This is a genomic window from Rheinheimera metallidurans, assembly GCF_036983985.1.
In the GTDB taxonomy this organism is placed as follows: Bacteria; Pseudomonadota; Gammaproteobacteria; order Enterobacterales; family Alteromonadaceae; genus Alishewanella; species Alishewanella metallidurans.
Map to the genome: position 1 here is coordinate 122866 of NZ_JALAHQ010000003.1, position 20254 is coordinate 143119.

Sequence of the window (20254 nt, forward strand, 5' to 3'; positions counted from 1 at the left end):
AGGTAAGCTGTTCCATTTCAAGGAAAATAATAAGATCGGCAAATATTGGTATCAAATACCTTGTTTACTAATCGAAAAAATAGTCTTGACTGACAATCACTAATGTTTTTAAAGTTTAATTGTTAACTCCTCAATTTTCTCATATTATCCAGTTGTTCATAGAAAGAGGTTAAACATGACCGATGATATTTTAACTATTCACGAGGTCGCTACCTACCTAAAACTGAATGAGAAAACGGCATATCGTCTTGCTAGTGAAGGTAAGTTGCCGGGCTTCAAAGTTGGTGGTAGCTGGCGCTTTAAGCGTAGTGATTTAGAGAAATGGATCGAAGAACAAAAAAACAAGTAAGGACAGTCAATGATCCCAAGCTATCAAGACTTCATGCGCCCCTTTCTTGAGGTTGAAAACAGTGTTGATGGTGTAATCAATTAAGACCCTTTGGGAGACGAAATTTATATCCAGGCTAAACGCTACGGTGAAGTTAATAACGTAAGTGCCGCTGATATCCGCGACCTCTTTGGCGCGTTAAACCTTAAGAAGGCGCATAAAAGCATTTTTATTACCACGTCAGATTTTACGTTATCTGCAAGAGAAATGGCACGTAACTTAGGCACGCGAATTGTGCTAATTAACGGTACTGAATTAGCCAAACTCATGCTACGTTACAATACCGGCAGCAGGGATGAGCAGGTGCTGTATCTGAAAAAAATTGACGAAGAGTTTTTTGAGAATTAAACACAAATGAATCAACAAGAAATTAAGCAATTAGAGACTGAATTATGGGACAGTGCAAACTCACTGCGCGCAAATTCAAAGTTAACAGCCGCAGAGTACAAAGATCCTGTGTTGGGCTTAATTTTGTTGCGATATGCACAAAACCGTTACGACCAGGCAAAAGTAAAAATTGAAGGGAGCATACCTGAGGGGCCAAGGGGTAAGCGTGCCGCGACCAAAGATGATTTCTTAGCTGCTGGCGCTATGATGTTGCCAGAAAAATCGCAATTTGATTACCTTGCTAATTTACCAGAGCAAGAGCCGCTTGATGAGGCTATTAACGAAGCGATGAAGCTGATAGAAGAAGCTTATCCTGATCTAGCCGGTGTGCTTCCACGAAACTATCAAGAGTTAGATACCGACTTATTACGTGAGCTTATCCGCGTTTTTAACAAAGATGCAGTCAAGAGTATCAGTGGCGACGTTTTTGGCCGTATCTACGAGTTCTTCTTAATGAAGTTCTCCATGGATGGTGCGGGTGCTCAAGAAGGGGGCGAATTCTTCACGCCGCCATCGTTGGTTCAACTTATTGTTAACATGATCAAACCCGATCACGGTGTTATCCACGATCCGGCTTGTGGCTCTGCGGGTATGTTTGTGCAAACAGGGCACTTTATTCAAGAGCAAGATAAAGATGCTTCGGTAAATCAGAAAATCACTTGCTACGGCACTGAGCTTAAATCTAACAACACTCGTTTAGCAAAAATGAACTTAGCCATTCATGGTATTGAAGGCAAAATCATTGAGAGCAACAGCTTTTACTCTGACCCTCACGCCTTAGTGGGGCAATGTGACTTCGTAATGGCTAACCCGCCATTTAACGTCAGCAAAATTGATAAAAATAAAGACTACGTAAAAACAGATGCGCGTTTATTTGCTGATATCGGTATCCCTAAAGCGGATAACGGTAACTATATGTGGATCCAGTACTTCTATCACTACCTCAACAATCAAGGCCGTGCTGGTTTTGTCATGGCAAGCTCGGCGACTGATGCAGGAAACAGCGAAAAAGATATTCGTCAAAAGCTAGTCGAAACCGGAGCGGTAGATTGTATTGTCGCGGTCGGGAATAACTTCTTCTATACCCGCTCATTACCTTGTCATGTGTGGTTTTTAGATAAAGGCAAAATAATAGCAAACCAAGACAAGATCTTAATGATGGATGCGCGTAACACATTCCGAGTCGTAACTAATACTATTAATGATTTTTCACCAGGTCAGCTAACCAACTTCAATGCCATTATGGAATCTTACCGTGGTGATGAATCAGCAATTAAAACGGCGCAAACCATCCATAGCAAAGAGGCGTTGAAATTAGCCAAAGAGATAGCCAAAGAGATTAATAGCTTGCGCAAAGATTGCAAAGCGATTATTGCCGCACCGTATATTCCGCGTAGTGATCTTAAATGTATAGAGTGCAGCAAAAACACCAAAAATATTGATTTTAAACTTTGCAAAAAGTGCCAACAAACCTTCGATAAACTGACAAAACCAAATTTTGACTTTAGCGCTATCGCGACTGAATTAGAGGAGCTGATAACGGTCGAAGATAGCACCGATTTTGAAGTGTATCAGCAATTGAATGAGCGCTTTTCTCAACCGGTAGAACAATTGTTTACCTTGCTAGAACAGTATCAAACGAGTTCAGATAAAGCGCTGGCAGATTTTAAAGCGCTGGATAAAGATGCTAAAGCGAGTAATAACAATAAGCAGCTTAAAATGCAGCTTGATGCCAATAGCAAACTACTAAAGACGATAACCTCTGCACTCTCTACTCATAAAGCGCTATTAAATCAAGAAATAGCCGACTATAAGCAACGCATCAAGGATTGGCGTTCGCTTCGTAGCAATTTTCCTGAAAACAAATATCAGGATGTTGAAGGGTTATGCAAAATTATTGATAGAAAAGAGTTAGCTGAGAACGAATACAGTCTTTCACCAGGACGTTATGTTGGAGTTCCTGTCGTTGTTGATACCGAGTTTGATTACTTGCAGCGTTTCTCAGAAATTCAGGGAAGGTTAAAACTCCTTAATGACGAATCTACAATATTGATGAATGGTATCCAAGCGGTGAAATTATGCTAGTTGGATGGAATAGTGTAAGAGTTTCGGACTTAGGTAAAGTTGTAACAGGAAATACACCACCTAGAAAGCAACCGGAGTTGTATGGCAATCATACATTGTTCATTAAGCCAACAGATATCAATATTGATGAAAGATATTGTCTAACACCTGAAGAATGTTATTCTGAAGCTGGGTTTAAAAAGTACAAAAAAAGCCTGATACCGAAAGGTTCCACTTGTGTGGTGACTATTGGCAGTATTGGTAAGAAGGTCATCATTGCTCATGATGATATATTCATTAACCAAGCAATGAATGCGGTTATACCGACTGAGAGCTATGACCCATTTTTTGTTTTTTACCTCCTAAAGCTCAACCTATTTCAACTGAAGATTGCGGATTCAGGAACAGCTTCTGGTCGTGAAAATGTGTCGAAATCCTCCTTTTCTGCTCTAAAAGTAACCGTTCCTGAATCTAAGATCATACAGAGTAAAATCGCTGCTGTTCTTTCTGCTTACGATGACCTTATCGAAAACAACCTTGAACAAATCAAGCTTATAGAAGAGATGGCACAAATCACTTATGAAGAGTGGTTTGTCCGTTTGAAGTTTCCTGGTCATGAAGAGGTTGATATAGACTCTGAGACTGGTTTTCCGGAGGGTTGGTCGAAAAGAGCTTTAAAAGAGTTCTGCACTGCGATAACTGATGGTACTCATGACAGTCCAAAACCTGTAGAAAAAGGGGTTCCGTTAGCCACGGGTAAGAATATTCTAAATGGTTTTATTGACTTTAGTGACACTTACTTAATCAGCCAAGAAGACCATGAGAAGATAAAGAAAAGAAGTGGTGTTGAAGAGTGGGATATTCTGTTTTCTAACATTGGAACTCTGGGTAATGTAGGGGTTGTAGAACGAGATATTGAGTTTAGCTGTAAGAATGTTGTGATTTTTAAAAGAAAAACAGGGTTTGAGTGCTTTTTGTACACTTACTTGTCCAACTGTTACACAAAAGAAAAGTTAGATAACCAATCTTCAGGTGTCGCTCAAAAGTTTTATAGCTTGAAGTTTATTCGAGGGTTAGAAGAAACCCTGCCTAAAGATGAATTAATTATGGCCTTTAACGACTTTACGAAACCACTTTATGAGCTGAAATACAGTCTGAAGTGTCAAAGTAAGCTACTTAAAGAAGCTAGAGATATCTTATTACCTCGTCTAATGACTGGCACGATAGATATTGAACAAGTAGAGCTGCCAGAAGCGCTACTTGAGCGTATCAACAATGAAAATAATAACAATAAAATTAACATCGGTTAGATAAGGGAGTATCGCTGTATGAGTTATGAGTATTCTGAAGATGGATTAGTGGAACAAGCCAGCCAAGAAGTATTAGAACAGCTTGGTTGGCAAGTAAAAACCGCTTGGCATAAAGAGTCATTTTCGAACAAAGATGACCGCAGAGATGGCCTGCTAGGGCGTGCTAACAAATCTGAAGTCATATTACAGCGATACTTAAAACAAGCCTTAATCGAGTTAAACCCAGACTTACCCGATACCGCTTATCAGAGCGCTATCGACCAGCTAACCTTGGCAGAAGCAGATAAAAGTTTAAGCGCGATTAATAAGCAAAAACATGAGTTAATGACCAAAGGTGTGCCGGTTAGCTTCCAGGACAATAACGGTAAGCTGCAAAAGAAACGCCTAAAAGTATTTAATTTCAACCAGCCTGAAAAGAACCACTTCTTGGCTGTTCGTCAGTTTGAAGTAGTGGGTAAACTCTATAATCGTCGCCCAGATATTGTTGGTTTTGTGAATGGTATTCCATTGGTATTCTTTGAACTTAAGGCGCACCATACCGATTTACGCAGTGCGTTTGAAGATAACCTGACCGATTACAAAGATACGATCCCTGAAGTATTACACAGCAATGCTTTCATCATTTTAAGTAACGGTACCGACTCACGAGTAGGTACCGTTACCAGCCCTTATAAGTTTTTCTTAGAATGGAAGCGTATTAAAGAAGATGAAAAGGGTGAAGTAAGCCTTGATACCATGCTTCGTGGTACCTGTGAGAAAGGCAACTTACTAGACCTGTTTGAGAACTTTGTCTTATTCGATGGCGAAGGTGATGAAGTTGTAAAAATTATGGCCAAGAACCACCAATTTATTGGTGTAAATAGAGTAGTTGAGCAAGCGAAAAACCTAGAAGATTTGAAAGGTAAGTTGGGGGTGTTTTGGCATACACAAGGATCTGGTAAGTCTTATTCGATGGTGTTTATTTGCCAAAAAATTCTGCGTAAATTTGGTAAAAGTTATACCTTTCTCATAGTAGTTGATCGCACTGAACTTGAAAACCAGCTTTACGATACCTTCACGGGTTGCGGCGCAGTAACAGAAAGAAATGTGCGTGCCAAGAGTCGTAAACATCTTCGAGAGCTTCTTGGTGAGAACCACCGTTATGTGTTTACGCTTATCCACAAGTTTGCTATCGATAAGAAGAAAGAAACTGAATACCCCTTGATTACAGAACGTGACAATATCATTGTAATTTCAGATGAAGCACATCGTACACAAGGTGGAACATATGCTCAAAATATGCGTTTTAAGGCTATTCCAAAAGCTTCTTTCCTTGGTTTTACAGGTACACCACTAATTGATGATGAAGTGGAGATTACCAAGCAGATATTCGGTGGCTATGTTTCGGTTTATGATTTTAAGAGAGCGATGGATGATGGTGCAACTCTACCATTACGTTATCTTAATCGGGGTGAAAAGCTGGATATACAGAACCCCGACCTTGATGAACGAATGGCTAAAATCATCAATGAAGAAGATTTAGATCTCGACCAGGTTGCGAAATTACGCCGTGAATTTGCGCGTGATTACCCAATCATGACCTCTGACGATCGCTTAGATAAAATAGCTAAAGATCTGGTTTGGCACTTCAATGACCGAGGCTATCAGGGCAAGGCGATGTTTGTGGCACTAGATAAGCCAACAGCTGTACGTATGTACAATTTAGTGATGCAGTACTGGCCTCTATATGTCAAAGAATTTAAACAACGAGTAGAGTCTGCAACTGACCAGCAAGAAGAGCTTACACTGAAAAAACACTTACAACGGGTAGAAAAGACCGAAGTATGTGTTGTAGTCAGCAGTGAACAAAACGAAGTTAAGAAGTTTAAAGCACTAGAGCTAGATATTGCGCATCATCGAAAAAAGATGGTGGAACTTGATTTAGAAAAAGAATTTAAGGATGAAGATAATCCGTTCCGTTTGGCGATTGTGTGTGCCATGTGGATTACTGGCTTCGACGCACCTTGTGTTTCTACCGTATATCTCGATAAACCCATTCAGGGCCATACCCTTATGCAGACGATTGCACGTGCGAACCGGGTTTACGATGATGAGAAAGAAAATGGACTGATTGTCGACTATGGGAATGTCTACACCCAGCTTGAAAAAGCATATTCAGTGTACGGCGAAGGTGGTAAGCCTACAACACCCGGTGGTAAAGGTGGTACTGGTGGTAGCGGGAATTCAACACGCAACCCAGTTGAAAAGCTGGAAGAGATGGCAAGCGAACTAGCGGCGGCGATCTTAGCGGTAAGTAATTTTTTATTTGAAGTTGATTTTAAATTACTAGACCTTGTCAATGCACAGACGGCGATGGCGAAGCTTACAGCGTTAAGTAAAGCGTCAAATGCTGTTAGCCTTAATGAAACAGCTCGTACTCAATTTGAGGTAGGTGCACGCGATGTTTTTAGAAAATACAAAGCCCTCTACCCTGAAGAGTTCATTAAACCATTTATTGCAGAATTTAATGCTATCGAAGCGATTTACAATCAGCTAAACCAGAAAGTGAAATCCGCTGATATTTCTTCTGTGATGCGTAAGCTACAACAAGAAGTGAGCATGAGTGTAAGCACTATGGCTAATGCCGTAAGTGATGATGACTATGTTGATTTAAGCAATCTCGATTTTGATAAGTTAAAACAAGCTTTTGCGAAATCAAATCAAAAGAATGTTGTTGTATTTGACCTGCAAGAAGCGATTGAAAAGCAGCTTGAACGAATGGTACGTGAAAACCCTATTCGTCTAGAGTTCTATGAGAAGTATAAAACTATTATTGCTGAATATAACGCAGGTAAAGATATCCAAGCGGTACAGAAGGCGTTTGATGACCTGAGCGATTTTATGAAAAATCAGCTTAATCCTGAGCAAGAAAGGGCTATGCGAGAAGGCTTAGATGAGGAATCCCTAGCGATTTTTGACTTGCTTAAGAAGGCCTCATTGACCCCTGATGAAGAAAAAGTGGTGAAGAAGGTCGCTAAAAAGACATTAGACATGCTTAAAGCTGAAAAGCTTAAAGTGGACCGTTGGCGTGAAAGCACACAGGTGAGTTCACAAGTCAGAACTATGATCACCAATAGCCTGGAATGGTTACCACAGGACGCGTACCCGGATGACGAGCTAGGTGATATGAGCTTGCTGGTTTATCAACATGTTTACTCAAACTACCAAGGTGCGGGAATGAGTACATATGGGCCGTTCTAAGTGCCAAGTTAATGAACAAAAGTTATTAGCTGAAAATTCAAGAAAAAGAGTTGAATATGATTAATGATAAGTACAGTGAAGAAATTGAAGGTATGGAGCTAGATGAGGATGACTCACTAGGTGAGTATCCTATTGATACAGTTCTTATTAGAAATGAAAACCGAACTGTTTACGATGTAATTCGCCGGATAAGCCAAGGCGGATATGTCATGGATCCAGATTTTCAGCGTGATTTTATTTGGGACGAAGAAAAGCAAAGCAAGCTTATTGAGTCAGTTCTAATGAGGATACCTTTACCTGTATTTTATCTGGCTGAAAATAAGCAAGGGCATATGATTGTCGTTGACGGTCTTCAGCGTTTGTCAACTTTTCAACGTTTTTGTAACGACGAACTTAAGCTAAAACTCCCAAACCAGAAATTACTTCATGGTAAACGATTTAAGGATCTATCACCAAAATTACAAAACAGGGTTGAAGATTGTAATTTAATACTTTATTTAATTGATCCAAAAGTACCAACGCAGGCTTTATTAGATATTTTTGATCGAGTAAATAGTGGTGAACCGTTGTCTCGACAACAGATGCGGAACTGCTTATTTATGGGGCCGGCTACTCAGCTTTTGAGGGAAAAAGCGGCAAAAAATGTCTTTAAGGAGGTAACAGGCGGGAGCTTAAAGCCCGAAAAGATGAGGGATAGAGAACTCATTAATAGATTTTTTGCTTTTAAGTGTCTTGGTGTAGCGGAATACAGGGGGGGCATGGACGACTTCCTGGAACGTAGTCTAGAGACTATCAATAAGATGTGTAAACCGGAAATAATTGAACTCGCTGACAGCTTTGACCTTGCTATGGCGAACAATTTGGAAGTATTCGGAAAGCACGCCTTTAGAAAACATACAGATCCTCATCATGTTAGAAGTGTAATAAATGCATCCTTGTGGGATGTTATGTCGGTTACTTTATCAAATTATCCTGAGAGTTTAATAAGAGACAAGGCTGAATTGATTAGGGAGGGCTTTTATGAGTTGATGACCAATTATAGGTTTATTGATGCAATTACATTAGGAACAAACCAAGTTGGTCGAGTTAAGGAACGTTTTCGCCTTGTACAGAAAATGTTTGAAGAGATAATGGAATGATAAAACGTTTAGACCTAAAGCATTTCAAATGCTTTGAAGAACTCAAATTACCTTTGTCTCAGCTTACGCTGTTATCAGGCTCCAATGCATCTGGTAAATCATCTGTTATTCAAGCACTAAACTTGCTGCATCAAACAATAGTTAAACATGAGTGGTCTAAACGACTACTTTTGAATGGCAATATTGTTAATGCTGGAACTGTACAAGATGTCGTTGATAAAGTTCATGGTAGGACGGGGTTTGAGATAGGGATACAAGCCGAAGAACATTCATATCACTGGTCTTTTTCTGGAGAAAGAGAGGATATGTCACTCTCAATTGACTCTATCACAGTTGATGGGAATACCTTAAAGACCCCAGAAAAATTGCATTTTCTTTTACCTGATGATTCTTCCTCTGCGACTGAAGATATGGCTAATCGTCTGTATTCAATGACATATATTTCAGCCGAACGGATTGGTCCTCGAGATTACTACCTTCTTGATGATTTGCAGAATGTACCAGTAGTTGGGAGTTCTGGTGAAAATACGGTTAGCCTTCTGTATAGCAGGCAAGATGACGATGTACTATTAGGAATAGCTGAATCTTCAGTATCTCTAAAGTTGTTCCAGCAGGTTCAATTCAGAATGCAGCAGTTCTTTCCTGGCTGCGAATTAGTCTTAGAAAGAGTTTCTGCTATTAATGCGGTTACTTTGGGAATTAGGACTTCAGAAGACACTGGATTTCATCGACCAATGCATGTTGGTTTTGGATTGACTCAAATATTGCCAATTGTCGTCGCAGCGCTAGCAGCAAAGAAAGACGACTTACTAATAATCGAGAATCCAGAAGTACATCTACATCCTGCCGGTCAGTCAATGATGGGGCAATTCTTAAGCATCATAGCAAATGCGGGTGTTCAAGTTATGGTTGAGACACATAGCGATCACCTGTTAAATGGCATCAGACGTTCTGTTAAAGCTGGAGCTTTAAGTTCAGACAAAATTGATATACATTATTTTCAACCAAGGAATATTGAAGGCGCTCAAGTTTCATCACCACAAATTGATGCGGTAGGAAATATTTCATATTGGCCCAAAGGTTTTTTCGATCAATATGAAGTGGATATGAACTACTTTGCAGGCTGGGGGGAGTAGTGCAACTTCTAGCAAATGAACTTTCCTTTGATGGAAATTTTGAAAGTTTTGAGTCTTATCTAAAAAGCTTAACTCGCCTTATGCAAATGAGGGCCGAATCTAAGAAGCACGGTTTTGACGTTCATTGCACTAAAACGATTTTGAACACTAAGATCACGAAGGATATAAACTTTAGACAGTCAGTACAAAAGCTTAATCAAGCACAAAGGTCTGCTTTACTGCAGTGGATAACTCGGTCTGGACCTTTTTGGGATGAAAACAAGAGTCATTCTTCAGAGGAATACTTTGAACTAGAAACGGGTGATATCGTTACTGATACTTGCCTCGCTGAAGCCGCCCTCCAGAATTTAGATAGTAAACCCTCAACCGTTATTAGTCTTTCGCAGCCTAATTGGAGTTCTGCGACGATACCAATTGTTTGGCATAAAGATACCGGCAATGTGCGAGTTGAAATAACGAATCAAACACGGCTTGATGTTCTTAGCGAAATGCTAGTTCAACAACCTAAGCCGATTACGTCATGGAAGCAGCTCGAAACAAGGTGTAAAGACAGGTGCTCTTCATTAACTTTTGCAGAGAAAGCCTTTTCAGGTTTGAATGGAGTTCCTTTTATACTTGGAGCATCCTCTAGAATCTTAGAGTTGCTTTTAGTATTAGATAAAATGAAGTGTTCTTTTAATGAACAAGGTGAAAGGTCTGAGGAAGGCCATCGGATATATCAAGAGCACTTTACTGGTGATAAAGGTTGGTTCTCGGATTCTTCTGATACTGAAAAGAAAGAGTTTAAAGATGCGTTAACCTTCAAGCATCCAGAAATAGAGAATGAAACTCTTTTCTGCACATGGCATGGCAAAGTTAAAACGCCTCAGATTAGAATTCATCATTCTTGGCCTATATCCTTGGAAGCACCGTTATATGTAATGTATATAGGTCCCAAGATAACTAAAAGATGATTTATGTTATATATCATTATTTTTAATTAATAAATTCAATATTTTGCGCCTCTAGAGGGTGTAGCTCACTATTAATCATAGCTTTAATAATCTGATGCAACTACTTGCTTTAGATATTGCGAAAGCTTCTCCAAAGCCTCTCTCCGCTCTTCCAAATAATCATGCTTATTATAAATCCCCTCAACGCCTTTAAGCTTATGGTTTAAGCAGCGCTCGGCTACATTACCTGGCACACCAAGTTGCGCCAGCAGGGTGCGGCAGGTGCGGCGTAAGTCGTGCACTGAAAAGTGCTTGATGTCACCCATTTTGTTTGGTGGTTGCTTCTTCTTGCCGGCTTCATGGCCAAATAGCTTGGTAATGGCGCGGTTGAGCGTGTCGGCACCCATGTGTGGGTTTTTGCTGCTGCGCCGATTGGGGAACACATAAGGTGACCCTGCTGCGCGGATTTCCAATTCTTTAAACCAAGTTACGCATAGCTCGGGTATTGGGATAGTAATGCCCACGCCTGATTTGCTGCGCTCTTTCGGTAGCTGCCAAATTCCTGCCTCTAAATCGACCTCTTGCCAACTGGCTTCTGTTAGCTCGCCTTTGCGCACGCCCAGCGTGAGTAAAAGCGCACAGGCCAGGTAGTTCTCTCTGGCAAAACTATCCTTATTTTCCCGAAATACCTTAAATACCTGAGTAAGCTCTTCCAAGGTTAGCGACCGATCTTTGCTTAGCTCAACACCGCCGGCATCGCTTACATTAAACGCACTGGCCGGGTTGGCGCTCACTACATCTAACTTTATGCCGTGGTTAAACAGTTGTTTTAAGTACAGCAGGGCATCATTGGCGGTAGTAGGCCGGCCTGACGCAGTGATGCTTTCGATGATGTACTGAATATCTCTGGCAACCACTTTGTTGGGCGCTGCGGCGCCAATATGCGGCGCGATATCTTTGCGGTAAACCCGTTCTGGGATATTCGGGTGCTTAAGGCGTTTGATATTGCCTTTATGCCAGTCGGCAAATAAGTCGTTTACGGTTTGTAGCTTTTGCTGCTTGGCACGTTGTTTTAAAAAAAGTGGATCAACTTTTTCTACCAGCAACTGCTTTTTCTGCAGCACTGCTTCGGCCCGCGCTTCTGCCAACGTCATATTGGCGTATTGGCCTAATGTCATCTCGCGGCGTTTGCCGTTTGCGGTATAGCGTAAAAACCAAAAAGGCTTACCTGATTTTGGTATTGTTAGGTATAGGCCCTCACCATCGGCATACCTTCCTGGTTCGCCCTTAATTAACGACTCTACCTTCTTTGTAGTTAGGCTACCCATATTTCCTCTCAAATCAGTTAGTTACTTCTCGGTGTTTTACCCACCAATTGCGATCTGAGTTAGTCTAACATACCCACCACTTTACCCACCACTTATTCGTAGCTTGCGGTGGATAAAGGTGGATTTTGGTAGACTTGGGTTTTGATTAAGTTATTGAAAAATATTGATTAATGTATCTTGTTGGATGTCGGTAGATGTTATTCGATGTTCTGGATCTGCTCCCGCATCTGCTCAATTAACACCTTTAACTCCACCGCAGCATTGGTAATCTCCGTGCTGATGGCTTTAGAGGATAGCGTATTCGCTTCGCGGTTAAATTCCTGCATCATAAAATCTAAACGCCGGCCGCAGGCGCCGCCTTTTTTCAATGCATGTTGGGTTTCTTTAATGTGCGCGTCTAAGCGGTCTAGTTCTTCTGCCACATCTGATTTTGAGGCAATAAAAGCCATTTCTTGCTCTAAACGGCTTTGGTCAAGGTCGGCTTTAATTTCATTTAGACGGTTTACAATGCGATCGCGTTGCCATTGCATGGCTTGCGGTAGGTGGCTGCGCACAAAAGCGACTTGCTCGGCGATACCGGTTAAGCGCTGCTGAATCATTTCTTCTATGGCGTCGCCTTCGCGGCCACGACCGGCTAAAAAGTCTTGCAAGGCGGCATCAAACCCAGCCAACAATTCGCCTTGTAGCGCATCGATGTCTTCGCTTTGCGCTTCCATAACACCGGGCCAGCGTAAAATATCAGCAATATTTAATTGTGCTTGCGGTGCTTTTAATAATAGCTGTTGGGCTTTTTGCAGTAACTGCTCGGCAAATACGTTATTCATGGTTAGCTCACCGGCGGCTTGGTTTGCATGAAAGCGTAAGTTTACTTCAATTTTTCCGCGTTGTAGGTTGTTGCGTAGTTTGTCGCGCAGAATGCTTTCTAAGCCACGAAATTGCTCAGGTAGGCGGAAATAAGACTCCAGATAACGTTGGTTTACTGAACGAATTTCCCACTGGGCGGTGCCCCAGCTAGCTTTGGTTTCGTGACGGGCAAAGGCGGTCATGCTATGGATCATAAAAAGCTCTCAACGACAAATAAAGGCTAAGTATACCTGAGCTGAATGGATTTTGGCGAATTGATAGCCCTCGCCAGTGTTAACCCTTATAATAAGCGCCATTGTTAATTTTAGGAGTGCAGTTATGCGTCCAAGTGGTAGAACCGCCAGTCAAATTCGTCCTTTAACCTTTACCCGTCAATTTACTGCGCATGCTGAAGGCTCTGTGTTAGTTGAGTTTGGTAACACTAAAGTTATTTGTACCGCCAGCGTGATAGAAGGTGTACCTCGGTTTATGAAAGGCCAGGGCAAAGGTTGGATTACGGCGGAATACGGCATGCTGCCACGGGCAACACATACGCGTAATGATCGTGAAGCAGCTCGCGGAAAGCAAGGCGGCCGCACCATGGAAATTCAGCGCCTGATTGGCCGTGCACTGCGCACAGCAGTCGATTTAAAACTGTTGGGCGAAAACACCATCACCATTGACTGTGACGTAATTCAGGCCGATGGCGGCACCCGCACCGCCTCTATTACCGGTGCTTGTGTTGCCTTGGTGGATGCGCTGAGCTTTATGCGTGCCAAAGGCATGATTAAAACTAACCCGCTGAATTTTATGGTAGCGGCGGTGTCTGTCGGTATTTATAAAGGCACAGCCGTGGCCGATTTAGACTACGCCGAAGACTCTAACGCCGAAACTGATATGAATATCGTTATGACTGAAACCGGCAAAATCATTGAAATTCAGGGCACTGCTGAAGAAGCGCCGTTTAGCTTTGAAGAAATGCAGCAAATGCTCGATTTAGGCAAACATGCTATTCGTGAAATTATTGACGAGCAAAAGCGCGTACTGGCTTAAGGCTAACTTAAGGTTCTAAGGTAAAAATAACGCTATGAAACAATTTCAAATTGATTTTATTGAGTTTGCTCTGTCGCGGCAGGTGCTAAAGTTTGGCAGCTTTACGTTAAAGTCGGGCCGTACTAGCCCGTATTTTTTTAATGCAGGTTTGTTTAATACCGGTAGTGATTTAGCCAAATTAGGTCGGTTTTATGCCGCAGCGTTAACGGATGCTGGTTTAGCTTTTGATGTGTTATTTGGCCCGGCGTATAAAGGCATTCCTATTGCCACCACTACTGCGGTGGCGCTGGCTGACCACCACAACCTAGACGTGCCGTACTGTTTTAACCGTAAAGAAGCTAAAGCGCATGGTGAAGGCGGTAATTTAGTGGGTGCGCCGCTAAAAGGTCGCGTTATGTTAGTGGACGATGTGATTACCGCTGGCACGGCAATTCGTGAGTCGATGCAGTTAATTCAGGCGCAGGGCGCAGAGCTAACCGGCGTGTTAATTGCGCTGGATAGGCAAGAGCGCGGCCAAGGTGAATTGTCAGCGATCCAAGAAGTAGAGCGTGATTTTAATACCAAGGTTATTTCAATTGTTAGCCTGCCAGATTTAATTAATTATTTGGCTGACAAACCTGAAATGGCTGAGCACTTAGACGCAGTAAAGGCGTATCGTGCGCAATATGGTGTAAAGGCGTAAAGCAAGTCTGGTTTGGTAGTAAGACACAGTGTCAGGAAATGCTTTCTACTCCGGCTTCAAGGAGCACGTCCCTGTGCCCTTTCAGCCTGCGCGGCATCCATGCCGCTGTTGCGAAAGCATACCTGACACTAGGCTTAAATATAGTGTTGTAGCCATAAACAGCTAACTAAAAATATCTTTCCTAAGGGTTCTACTATGCAAAAACCAAATGGCAGCGGCATTAGGCGTGTGTTTAAAGCAACAAAATGTTCGATGCAAGGCTTTAGCGCCAGTTGGCAGCATGAGTCGGCCTTTCGTCAGGAAACTGTATTAACGCTAATTTCAGTGCCATTGGCGGCGCTATTAGCTACGTCGTTAAGCCAGTTTGCGTTGTTAGTGAGTGTTTGGTGTTTAGTCTTAATAACTGAACTGCTTAACTCGGCCATTGAGGCGCTAACCGATCGGGTAAGTTTAGAACGCCATGAGTTATCTGGTCGCGCTAAAGATATGGGTTCAGCTGCGGTGTTTGTGAGTTTAGTAATAGTGGCGTTAGTCTGGGGCAGTGCGCTCTATGAGCGCTTTGTCTAAATAGTACTTATATGGCAAATAACGCCTGTTGCAACAACTGCCACTGATGTGGCCATTGGCTAGTAGGCAGGCGTTTAAACCCTGAGCGAACAAACTGGTTCAGTTTGCCCTCTACAGTAGCTAATAGCAGATTAGCTAGCTCGGCTTCGTCAATACTAAAGCTTTTACCTTCACGCAGCTTGCGTTCGCGTAAACATTGCTTGAGCTGGGTTTCTAACTTTTCAAATAATAGCGCTACCCGTTCTTGCAAGCGTTCTTGCTCGCCTTGCAGCGCGTCGCCGGTAAGAATACGACAAATGCCGGGGTTACGTTCGGCAAACACTAAAATTAGTTGTAGCATTAGCTCTGTGCGGCTAGCGGTGTCTTTATGTTCGTCTAAAATGCCATTAATACGCGATAGTAGCGTGTCTTCAATAAATTCAATTAAGCCTTCAAACATTCGCGCTTTGCTAGGAAAGTGGCGGTAGAGTGCGGCTTCTGATACACCTACTTTTTCGGCAAGTGCTGCAGTGGTGATACGCTGGCCATTATTGCTTTGCAGCATAGCGGCCAGAGCCTGCAAAATGTCTTCTTTGCGATTAGTGCGACGTGGTGCCGGCATTGATGATCCTACAAAATATAAACAGTGTAATTCGCTGTACGCATCTACAGCCGAAAATACTTATTTCACCGCCTGCAAGGAGCACATCCCTGTGACCTTTCCGGCTACGCGGCATCCATGCCGCTGTGGCATAAGTACATCAGCTTTCGATGCTTGTCTGCTTCTACAGCTTTATGCTTTACCAGAATGGCCAAAGCCACCTTCGCCACGCTCAGTTTGGTCGAAGCTGTCAACCAGATTAAATTCAGCTTGCACTACCGGCATAAACACTAATTGAGCGATACGATCACCCGGTTCGATGGTAAAGCTTTCATTGCCGCGGTTCCACATAGAAACCATCAGCGGGCCTTGGTAATCCGAATCAATTAAGCCAACTAAATTACCTAGCACTATGCCATGTTTATGGCCTAAACCTGAACGTGGTAAAATGGTGGCGCATAAGTTAGCGTCGCCAATAAAGATAGATAGCCCAGTTGGGATCAGCTTGGTTTCGCCCGGTGCTAACTGCATTGTAGTATCAAGACAGGCACGTAAATCTAAACCGGCAGAGCCTGGTGTAGCGTAGGCTGGTAACGGAAACTCAGTACCAATGCGTGGATCAAGAATTTTTAAATTAATGGCTTTTTTCATTTACTGCGAACTCTTCTGAAAGATCTATTATTTAGTAGAAATTTGTGCGTGAATATACTGCAATATGGCGCTGGCTAACGTGGTTTTAGATTGCAATGGCAGTGACTGTTCACCGCTACGCGATATCAAGGTAATGGCGTTATTGTCACTATTAAAGCCTAAGCTGGTGTCAGATACGTCATTAGCGCAAATTAGGTCTAGTTTTTTTCGTTTAAGTTTATCTTTAGCATACTGCAGCACATTTTGCGTTTCGGCGGCAAAGCCAACGGTGAAAGGTCGTTTTGTGGTTAGTGCAGCAACGGTTGCAACAATATCTGGGTTTTGCACTAGCTTAAGTTCAAGCGGCGTATCACCTTGTTTCTTCATTTTTTCAGGTTCTACATTCGCCACCCGATAATCGGCTACGGCCGCGCAACCAATGAAAACATCGCTACAAACCGCTTGTGCCAGTGCTGCTTCATGCATTTGCACTGCGGTGGTGACATCAATTCGATTAACCCCGACTGGCGTCGCTAGCTGCACTGGCCCCGCAATTAACGTAACGTCTGCACCCATATCTGCGGCAGCTTGCGCTAAGGCAAAGCCCATTTTGCCAGAGCTATGGTTTGAGATATAACGTACGGGATCTATAGCTTCGCGAGTTGGCCCCGCCGTGATGGTAATTTTAACGTTCTTTAATATTGGCGTTGTTTGAAAATGCGCTTCTAGCGCGCTAACCAATTGTAGTGGTTCAAGCATTCTGCCTAAGCCAATATCACCACAGGCTTGCTCGCCTGCACTTGGGCCGTAAATGTAATTATTTCGTAGTTTTAATGTTGCTAAATTTTGCTGAGTGGCTATGTTCTTATACATCTGCTGGTTCATTGCCGGCGCTAGTGCAACAGGTGCTGCGGTGGCAAGCACGCAGGTGGTAAGTAAGTCGTTGGCTAAACCATGCGCAATACGGGCAATAACATCAGCTGTAGCGGGGGCAATTAATAGCATATCGGCCCATTTAGCGAGCTCAATATGGCCCATGGCCGCTTCAGCGGCAGGGTCTAGCAGGCTGGTGCTAACCGGGTTGCCTGATACCGCTTGTAGTGTAAGTGGGGTAATAAAGTGCTGCGCTGAGTCGGTTAATATTACGCGCACATCGGCACCGCGTTCTTTTAAGCGGCGAACGAGATCGGCACTTTTATAGGCAGCAATACCGCCGGTAATACCAAGTAAAATACGTTTTTGTGCAAGCGTTTGTTGCATAACAGAGTAACCAAAGCCGGAAAAAAACTAGCGCTAAGATAACATGGAAACGCAAATTCAGCATCAATTCAGGGAGGATTTGTATGAGCATAAGGAACTGGCCAGCTAATGAGCGTCCCCGCGAAAAATTACTGGAAAAAGGCGCCGTGGCGTTATCAGACGCCGAATTGTTAGCAATATTTTTGCGCACCGGCATCGCTGGTACTGACGCGGTAACGTTAGCACGTCAATTACTAAGTCAGTTTGGCTCGTTACGCAGCTTATTGGGTGCTAGCCAAGCAGATTTCTGTTCAGCTAAAGGTTTGGGGCAGGCAAAATTTGTACAGTTGCAAGCAGTGTTAGAGCTAAGTAAGCGTTATTTTCAGCAACAAATACAGCGTGAAACCGTGTTTAATGAACCGGCGGCAGTAAAGCGTTATTTGCAACATATAATAAGTGGTGAGCAACGCGAGGTGTTTTTGCTATTGTATTTAGATAGCCAACATCGGTTAATAAAAGCAGAACCATTATTTTCGGGCACTATTGATGCTTCTCCGGTGTATCCGCGTATTGTAGTTCAGCAAGCGTTAGCGCATAATGCAGCCGCTGTTATTCTGGCACACAATCATCCTTCAGGCGTTGCCGAACCCAGTCGGGCCGACAAAGCCATTACTGAACGCTTAGTTCAAGCATTAATGTTGGTTGATATCAAAGTATTAGATCATTTTGTTGTTGGCGATGCTGATGTGATCTCCTTTGCTGAACGTGGCTGGCTGTGACAAACGGGCGAGATCCCGTTTAGATCCTTGCGCGCGAACAAAGATTTTGCTTGAATAGCGGGCTTAATTCGTGTATAAATTGCGCCCTCTCTTTTGGGGCGACCTTCTTGGCCGGAAGGGTGATGACAGCTCGAGCTGATAAAATATTGGAGAATTATTGACATGTCTAAAGTGTGCCAAGTAACTGGCAAGGGTCCGATGGTAGGTAACCGTCGTTCACACGCTAACAATGCTACCAAGCGCCGTTTCCTGCCTAACCTGCAAACGCACCGTTTCTGGGTTGAAAGCGAAAACCGTTTTGTTACATTACGTACTTCTACCCGTGGTATGCGTATTATCGATAAAAAAGGCATTGATGCCGTTTTAGTTGATGTACGTGCTAACGGTCACAAGGTGTAAGGAATAGAAAATGCGCGATAAAATTCGTTTAGTTTCTTCTGCCGGTACTGGTTTCTTCTATACAACTACGAAGAACAAACGTACCATGCCAGAAAAAATGGAAATAAAAAAGTTTGATCCTAAAGTGCGCAAGCACGTGATTTTCAAAGAAGCGAAAATCAAATAATCAAACACAGAAGCCCGGCTAACGCCGGGTTTTTGCTTTCTACGCCCTGCCTACGTTATTATGCCGCTGTCTTTGCCTACTGAGCGGCATTTTGTATGTTAAAACTGTCTCGCCGTAACTGGAATAATGTACTGATTTTAGTCGTACTGGTATTAATGTTTGTACTGTACGGTATTCCGCAGCGTTTACAGCAGTTAAACGCGTCTGAGCAGCGGTTAATCCCCGCTGACACAGAGCTATTAATGGTTGCCTTTGCCCAGCAGCGGTTAATCAAAGCCGGCCCAGTTTGGCAGTTGCAACCAATTAATATGAAAAATAGAGATGCCAGCCAGCTCGCGTTAGCGTGGCAACACAGTGTATTAACTCCAGTAAGTGTTCCGGCTAATAAAAGCCGTATACCAATAGCGCAGGCCAGTGTGCAGCTGGTAGGGCAAAGGGCTCCACTGATTTGGTTGTTGTATCCAGATAGCGATGCTGAGCTGTTTTTATTGCAAGAGGCAGGGCAAAGTCAGTTTTACCAAATAACCGCCGCCCAGGCAGCATTATTATTTTTGTTGTAAAAAAGCGAGTTGGAGTAACCCGTGCCGGAATTGCCAGAAGTAGAAGTATCGCGTCAGGGCATTAGTCCCTACCTTGAAGATCATCACTTAGTACAAGTTATTGCTCGGCAACGTCAACTACGCTGGTGGATACCTGATGAGGTGCTGGCACAGCTTAATCAACCTATACTATCTGTTACTCGTCGGGCTAAATACTTACTTATTCAACTGCCATTAGGTGACATTGTTTTGCATTTGGGTATGTCGGGCCATTTAAAGGTGCTGCCAAAAGGTACGCCAGCTACTAAGCATGATCATGTGGATTTAGTGCTATCCAGCGGAATGACGCTTAGATTAAATGATACGCGTCGCTTTGGTGCGGTTTTATGGCAACCTAAAGGTGAAGTGCATCCGTTGTTGGCTAAACTTGGGCCTGAGCCATTAAGCGATAGTTTTAATATTGAGCAATTAGCGGACGCTTTTGCTAAACGTAGCACAGCAGTAAAACAAGTATTAATGGATAACCATGTGGTGGTGGGTGTGGGTAATATTTACGCCAATGAAGCCTTATTTAAAGCCGGTATACTGCCGACAAAACCTGCGAAAGAAGTAAGCCTGCAACAACTAGAAGCCTTAGTGCCGGTAATTAAAACTACGTTAGCAGAGGCGATTAAACAGGGGGGTACTACGTTAAAAGATTTTAGCCAAGCTGATGGTAAACCAGGCTATTTTGCCCAACAGTTATTAGTTTATGGCCGGGGCGCCAAGCCGTGTATGGCTTGCGGTATAATCCTAAATGAAATTCGCCTTGGCCAGCGTAGCACGGTATTTTGCTCGCATTGCCAGCACTAAA

Annotated in this window: 21 protein-coding genes; 16 read left to right on the top strand and 5 right to left on the bottom strand. The window is 42.9% G+C overall.

Features of this window, described 5'->3' with window-relative positions:
- Nucleotides 1–175 precede the first annotated feature (175 nt).
- The 8 genes from mads1 to MN199_RS09700 all read left to right on the top strand — a co-directional run bounded on the left by mads1 (nt 176) and on the right by MN199_RS09700 (nt 10617).
- A complete protein-coding gene (gene mads1 / locus MN199_RS09665; protein WP_335739277.1) occupies nt 176–349 on the top strand; it encodes a methylation-associated defense system helix-turn-helix domain-containing protein MAD1 in 174 nt (57 codons plus the stop codon).
- A gap of 90 nt (nt 350–439) precedes the next feature.
- Entirely contained in the window at nt 440–736 is a 297-nt protein-coding gene (locus MN199_RS09670) for a restriction endonuclease (RefSeq protein ID WP_335739278.1), read from the top strand.
- Nucleotides 737–742: 6 nt separating this feature from the next.
- Entirely contained in the window at nt 743–2860 is a 2118-nt protein-coding gene (locus MN199_RS09675; protein ID WP_335739279.1) for a type I restriction-modification system subunit M, read from the top strand.
- Nucleotides 2854–4149: a restriction endonuclease subunit S gene (locus MN199_RS09680; RefSeq protein ID WP_335739280.1), complete on the top strand. Its 1296-nt coding sequence runs from the start codon at nt 2854–2856 to the stop codon at nt 4147–4149. Before MN199_RS09675 ends, MN199_RS09680 begins: the two co-directional genes overlap by 7 nt.
- Nucleotides 4150–4167: 18 nt before the next feature.
- Complete coding sequence (locus MN199_RS09685; protein ID WP_335739281.1) at nt 4168–7389, top strand: type I restriction endonuclease subunit R; 3222 nt, start codon at nt 4168–4170, stop codon at nt 7387–7389.
- A 56-nt stretch (nt 7390–7445) separates the two neighbouring features.
- Nucleotides 7446–8528, top strand: coding sequence for a DUF262 domain-containing protein (locus MN199_RS09690; protein ID WP_335739282.1), 1083 nt, complete (start codon nt 7446–7448; stop codon nt 8526–8528).
- A complete protein-coding gene (locus MN199_RS09695; RefSeq protein ID WP_335739283.1) occupies nt 8525–9664 on the top strand; it encodes an AAA family ATPase in 1140 nt (379 codons plus the stop codon). Before MN199_RS09690 ends, MN199_RS09695 begins: the two co-directional genes overlap by 4 nt.
- On the top strand, nt 9664–10617 hold the full coding sequence (locus MN199_RS09700) for a hypothetical protein (RefSeq protein ID WP_335739284.1): 954 nt from the start codon (nt 9664–9666) through the stop codon (nt 10615–10617). Before MN199_RS09695 ends, MN199_RS09700 begins: the two co-directional genes overlap by 1 nt.
- Nucleotides 10618–10700: 83 nt before the next feature.
- Here MN199_RS09700 and MN199_RS09705 read toward each other — a convergent pair whose 3' ends face one another.
- Nucleotides 10701–11924 carry a tyrosine-type recombinase/integrase gene (locus MN199_RS09705; protein ID WP_335739285.1) on the bottom strand — a complete coding sequence of 408 codons (1224 nt, stop codon included), beginning with the start codon at nt 11922–11924 and terminating at the stop codon, nt 10701–10703.
- Between the two features lie 197 nt (nt 11925–12121).
- Entirely contained in the window at nt 12122–12982 is an 861-nt protein-coding gene (locus MN199_RS09710; RefSeq protein ID WP_335739286.1) for a YicC/YloC family endoribonuclease, read from the bottom strand.
- Between the two features lie 124 nt (nt 12983–13106).
- Between MN199_RS09710 and rph the strand changes: the two genes are divergently transcribed.
- The 3 genes from rph (at nt 13107) to MN199_RS09725 (ending at nt 15069) form a co-directional block, all read left to right on the top strand.
- Complete coding sequence (gene rph / locus MN199_RS09715; protein WP_335739287.1) at nt 13107–13820, top strand: ribonuclease PH; 714 nt, start codon at nt 13107–13109, stop codon at nt 13818–13820.
- A gap of 34 nt (nt 13821–13854) precedes the next feature.
- Entirely contained in the window at nt 13855–14502 is a 648-nt protein-coding gene (gene pyrE / locus MN199_RS09720) for an orotate phosphoribosyltransferase (protein WP_335739288.1), read from the top strand.
- A gap of 195 nt (nt 14503–14697) precedes the next feature.
- Nucleotides 14698–15069 carry a diacylglycerol kinase gene (locus MN199_RS09725; protein ID WP_335739289.1) on the top strand — a complete coding sequence of 124 codons (372 nt, stop codon included), beginning with the start codon at nt 14698–14700 and terminating at the stop codon, nt 15067–15069.
- Between the two features lie 7 nt (nt 15070–15076).
- Here the strand turns inward: MN199_RS09725 and slmA are convergent, their stop codons facing one another.
- The 3 genes from slmA to coaBC all read right to left on the bottom strand — a co-directional run bounded on the left by slmA (nt 15077) and on the right by coaBC (nt 17539).
- Nucleotides 15077–15670, bottom strand: coding sequence for a nucleoid occlusion factor SlmA (gene slmA / locus MN199_RS09730; RefSeq protein WP_335739290.1), 594 nt, complete (start codon nt 15668–15670; stop codon nt 15077–15079).
- Nucleotides 15671–15841: 171 nt separating this feature from the next.
- Entirely contained in the window at nt 15842–16300 is a 459-nt protein-coding gene (gene dut, locus MN199_RS09735) for a dUTP diphosphatase (protein WP_335739291.1), read from the bottom strand.
- A 27-nt stretch (nt 16301–16327) separates the two neighbouring features.
- Nucleotides 16328–17539, bottom strand: coding sequence for a bifunctional phosphopantothenoylcysteine decarboxylase/phosphopantothenate--cysteine ligase CoaBC (coaBC, locus tag MN199_RS09740; RefSeq protein WP_335739292.1), 1212 nt, complete (start codon nt 17537–17539; stop codon nt 16328–16330).
- An 83-nt stretch (nt 17540–17622) separates the two neighbouring features.
- Here coaBC and radC point away from each other — a divergent pair, with 83 nt between their 5' ends.
- The 5 genes from radC to mutM all read left to right on the top strand — a co-directional run bounded on the left by radC (nt 17623) and on the right by mutM (nt 20253).
- Nucleotides 17623–18297 carry a RadC family protein gene (radC, locus tag MN199_RS09745; RefSeq protein ID WP_132585519.1) on the top strand — a complete coding sequence of 225 codons (675 nt, stop codon included), beginning with the start codon at nt 17623–17625 and terminating at the stop codon, nt 18295–18297.
- A 162-nt stretch (nt 18298–18459) separates the two neighbouring features.
- The gene (rpmB, locus tag MN199_RS09750; RefSeq protein ID WP_132585516.1) at nt 18460–18696 is read left to right on the top strand and encodes a 50S ribosomal protein L28; all 237 of its coding nucleotides are present in this window, start codon (nt 18460–18462) and stop codon (nt 18694–18696) included.
- A gap of 10 nt (nt 18697–18706) precedes the next feature.
- Nucleotides 18707–18862 (top strand): 50S ribosomal protein L33, encoded by a 156-nt coding sequence (gene rpmG / locus MN199_RS09755; RefSeq protein WP_008219722.1) that lies wholly within the window; start codon nt 18707–18709, stop codon nt 18860–18862.
- A 95-nt stretch (nt 18863–18957) separates the two neighbouring features.
- Nucleotides 18958–19422 (top strand): hypothetical protein, encoded by a 465-nt coding sequence (locus MN199_RS09760; RefSeq protein ID WP_132585513.1) that lies wholly within the window; start codon nt 18958–18960, stop codon nt 19420–19422.
- Between the two features lie 21 nt (nt 19423–19443).
- Nucleotides 19444–20253 carry a bifunctional DNA-formamidopyrimidine glycosylase/DNA-(apurinic or apyrimidinic site) lyase gene (mutM, locus tag MN199_RS09765; RefSeq protein WP_335739293.1) on the top strand — a complete coding sequence of 270 codons (810 nt, stop codon included), beginning with the start codon at nt 19444–19446 and terminating at the stop codon, nt 20251–20253.
- Nucleotide 20254 lies beyond the last annotated feature (1 nt).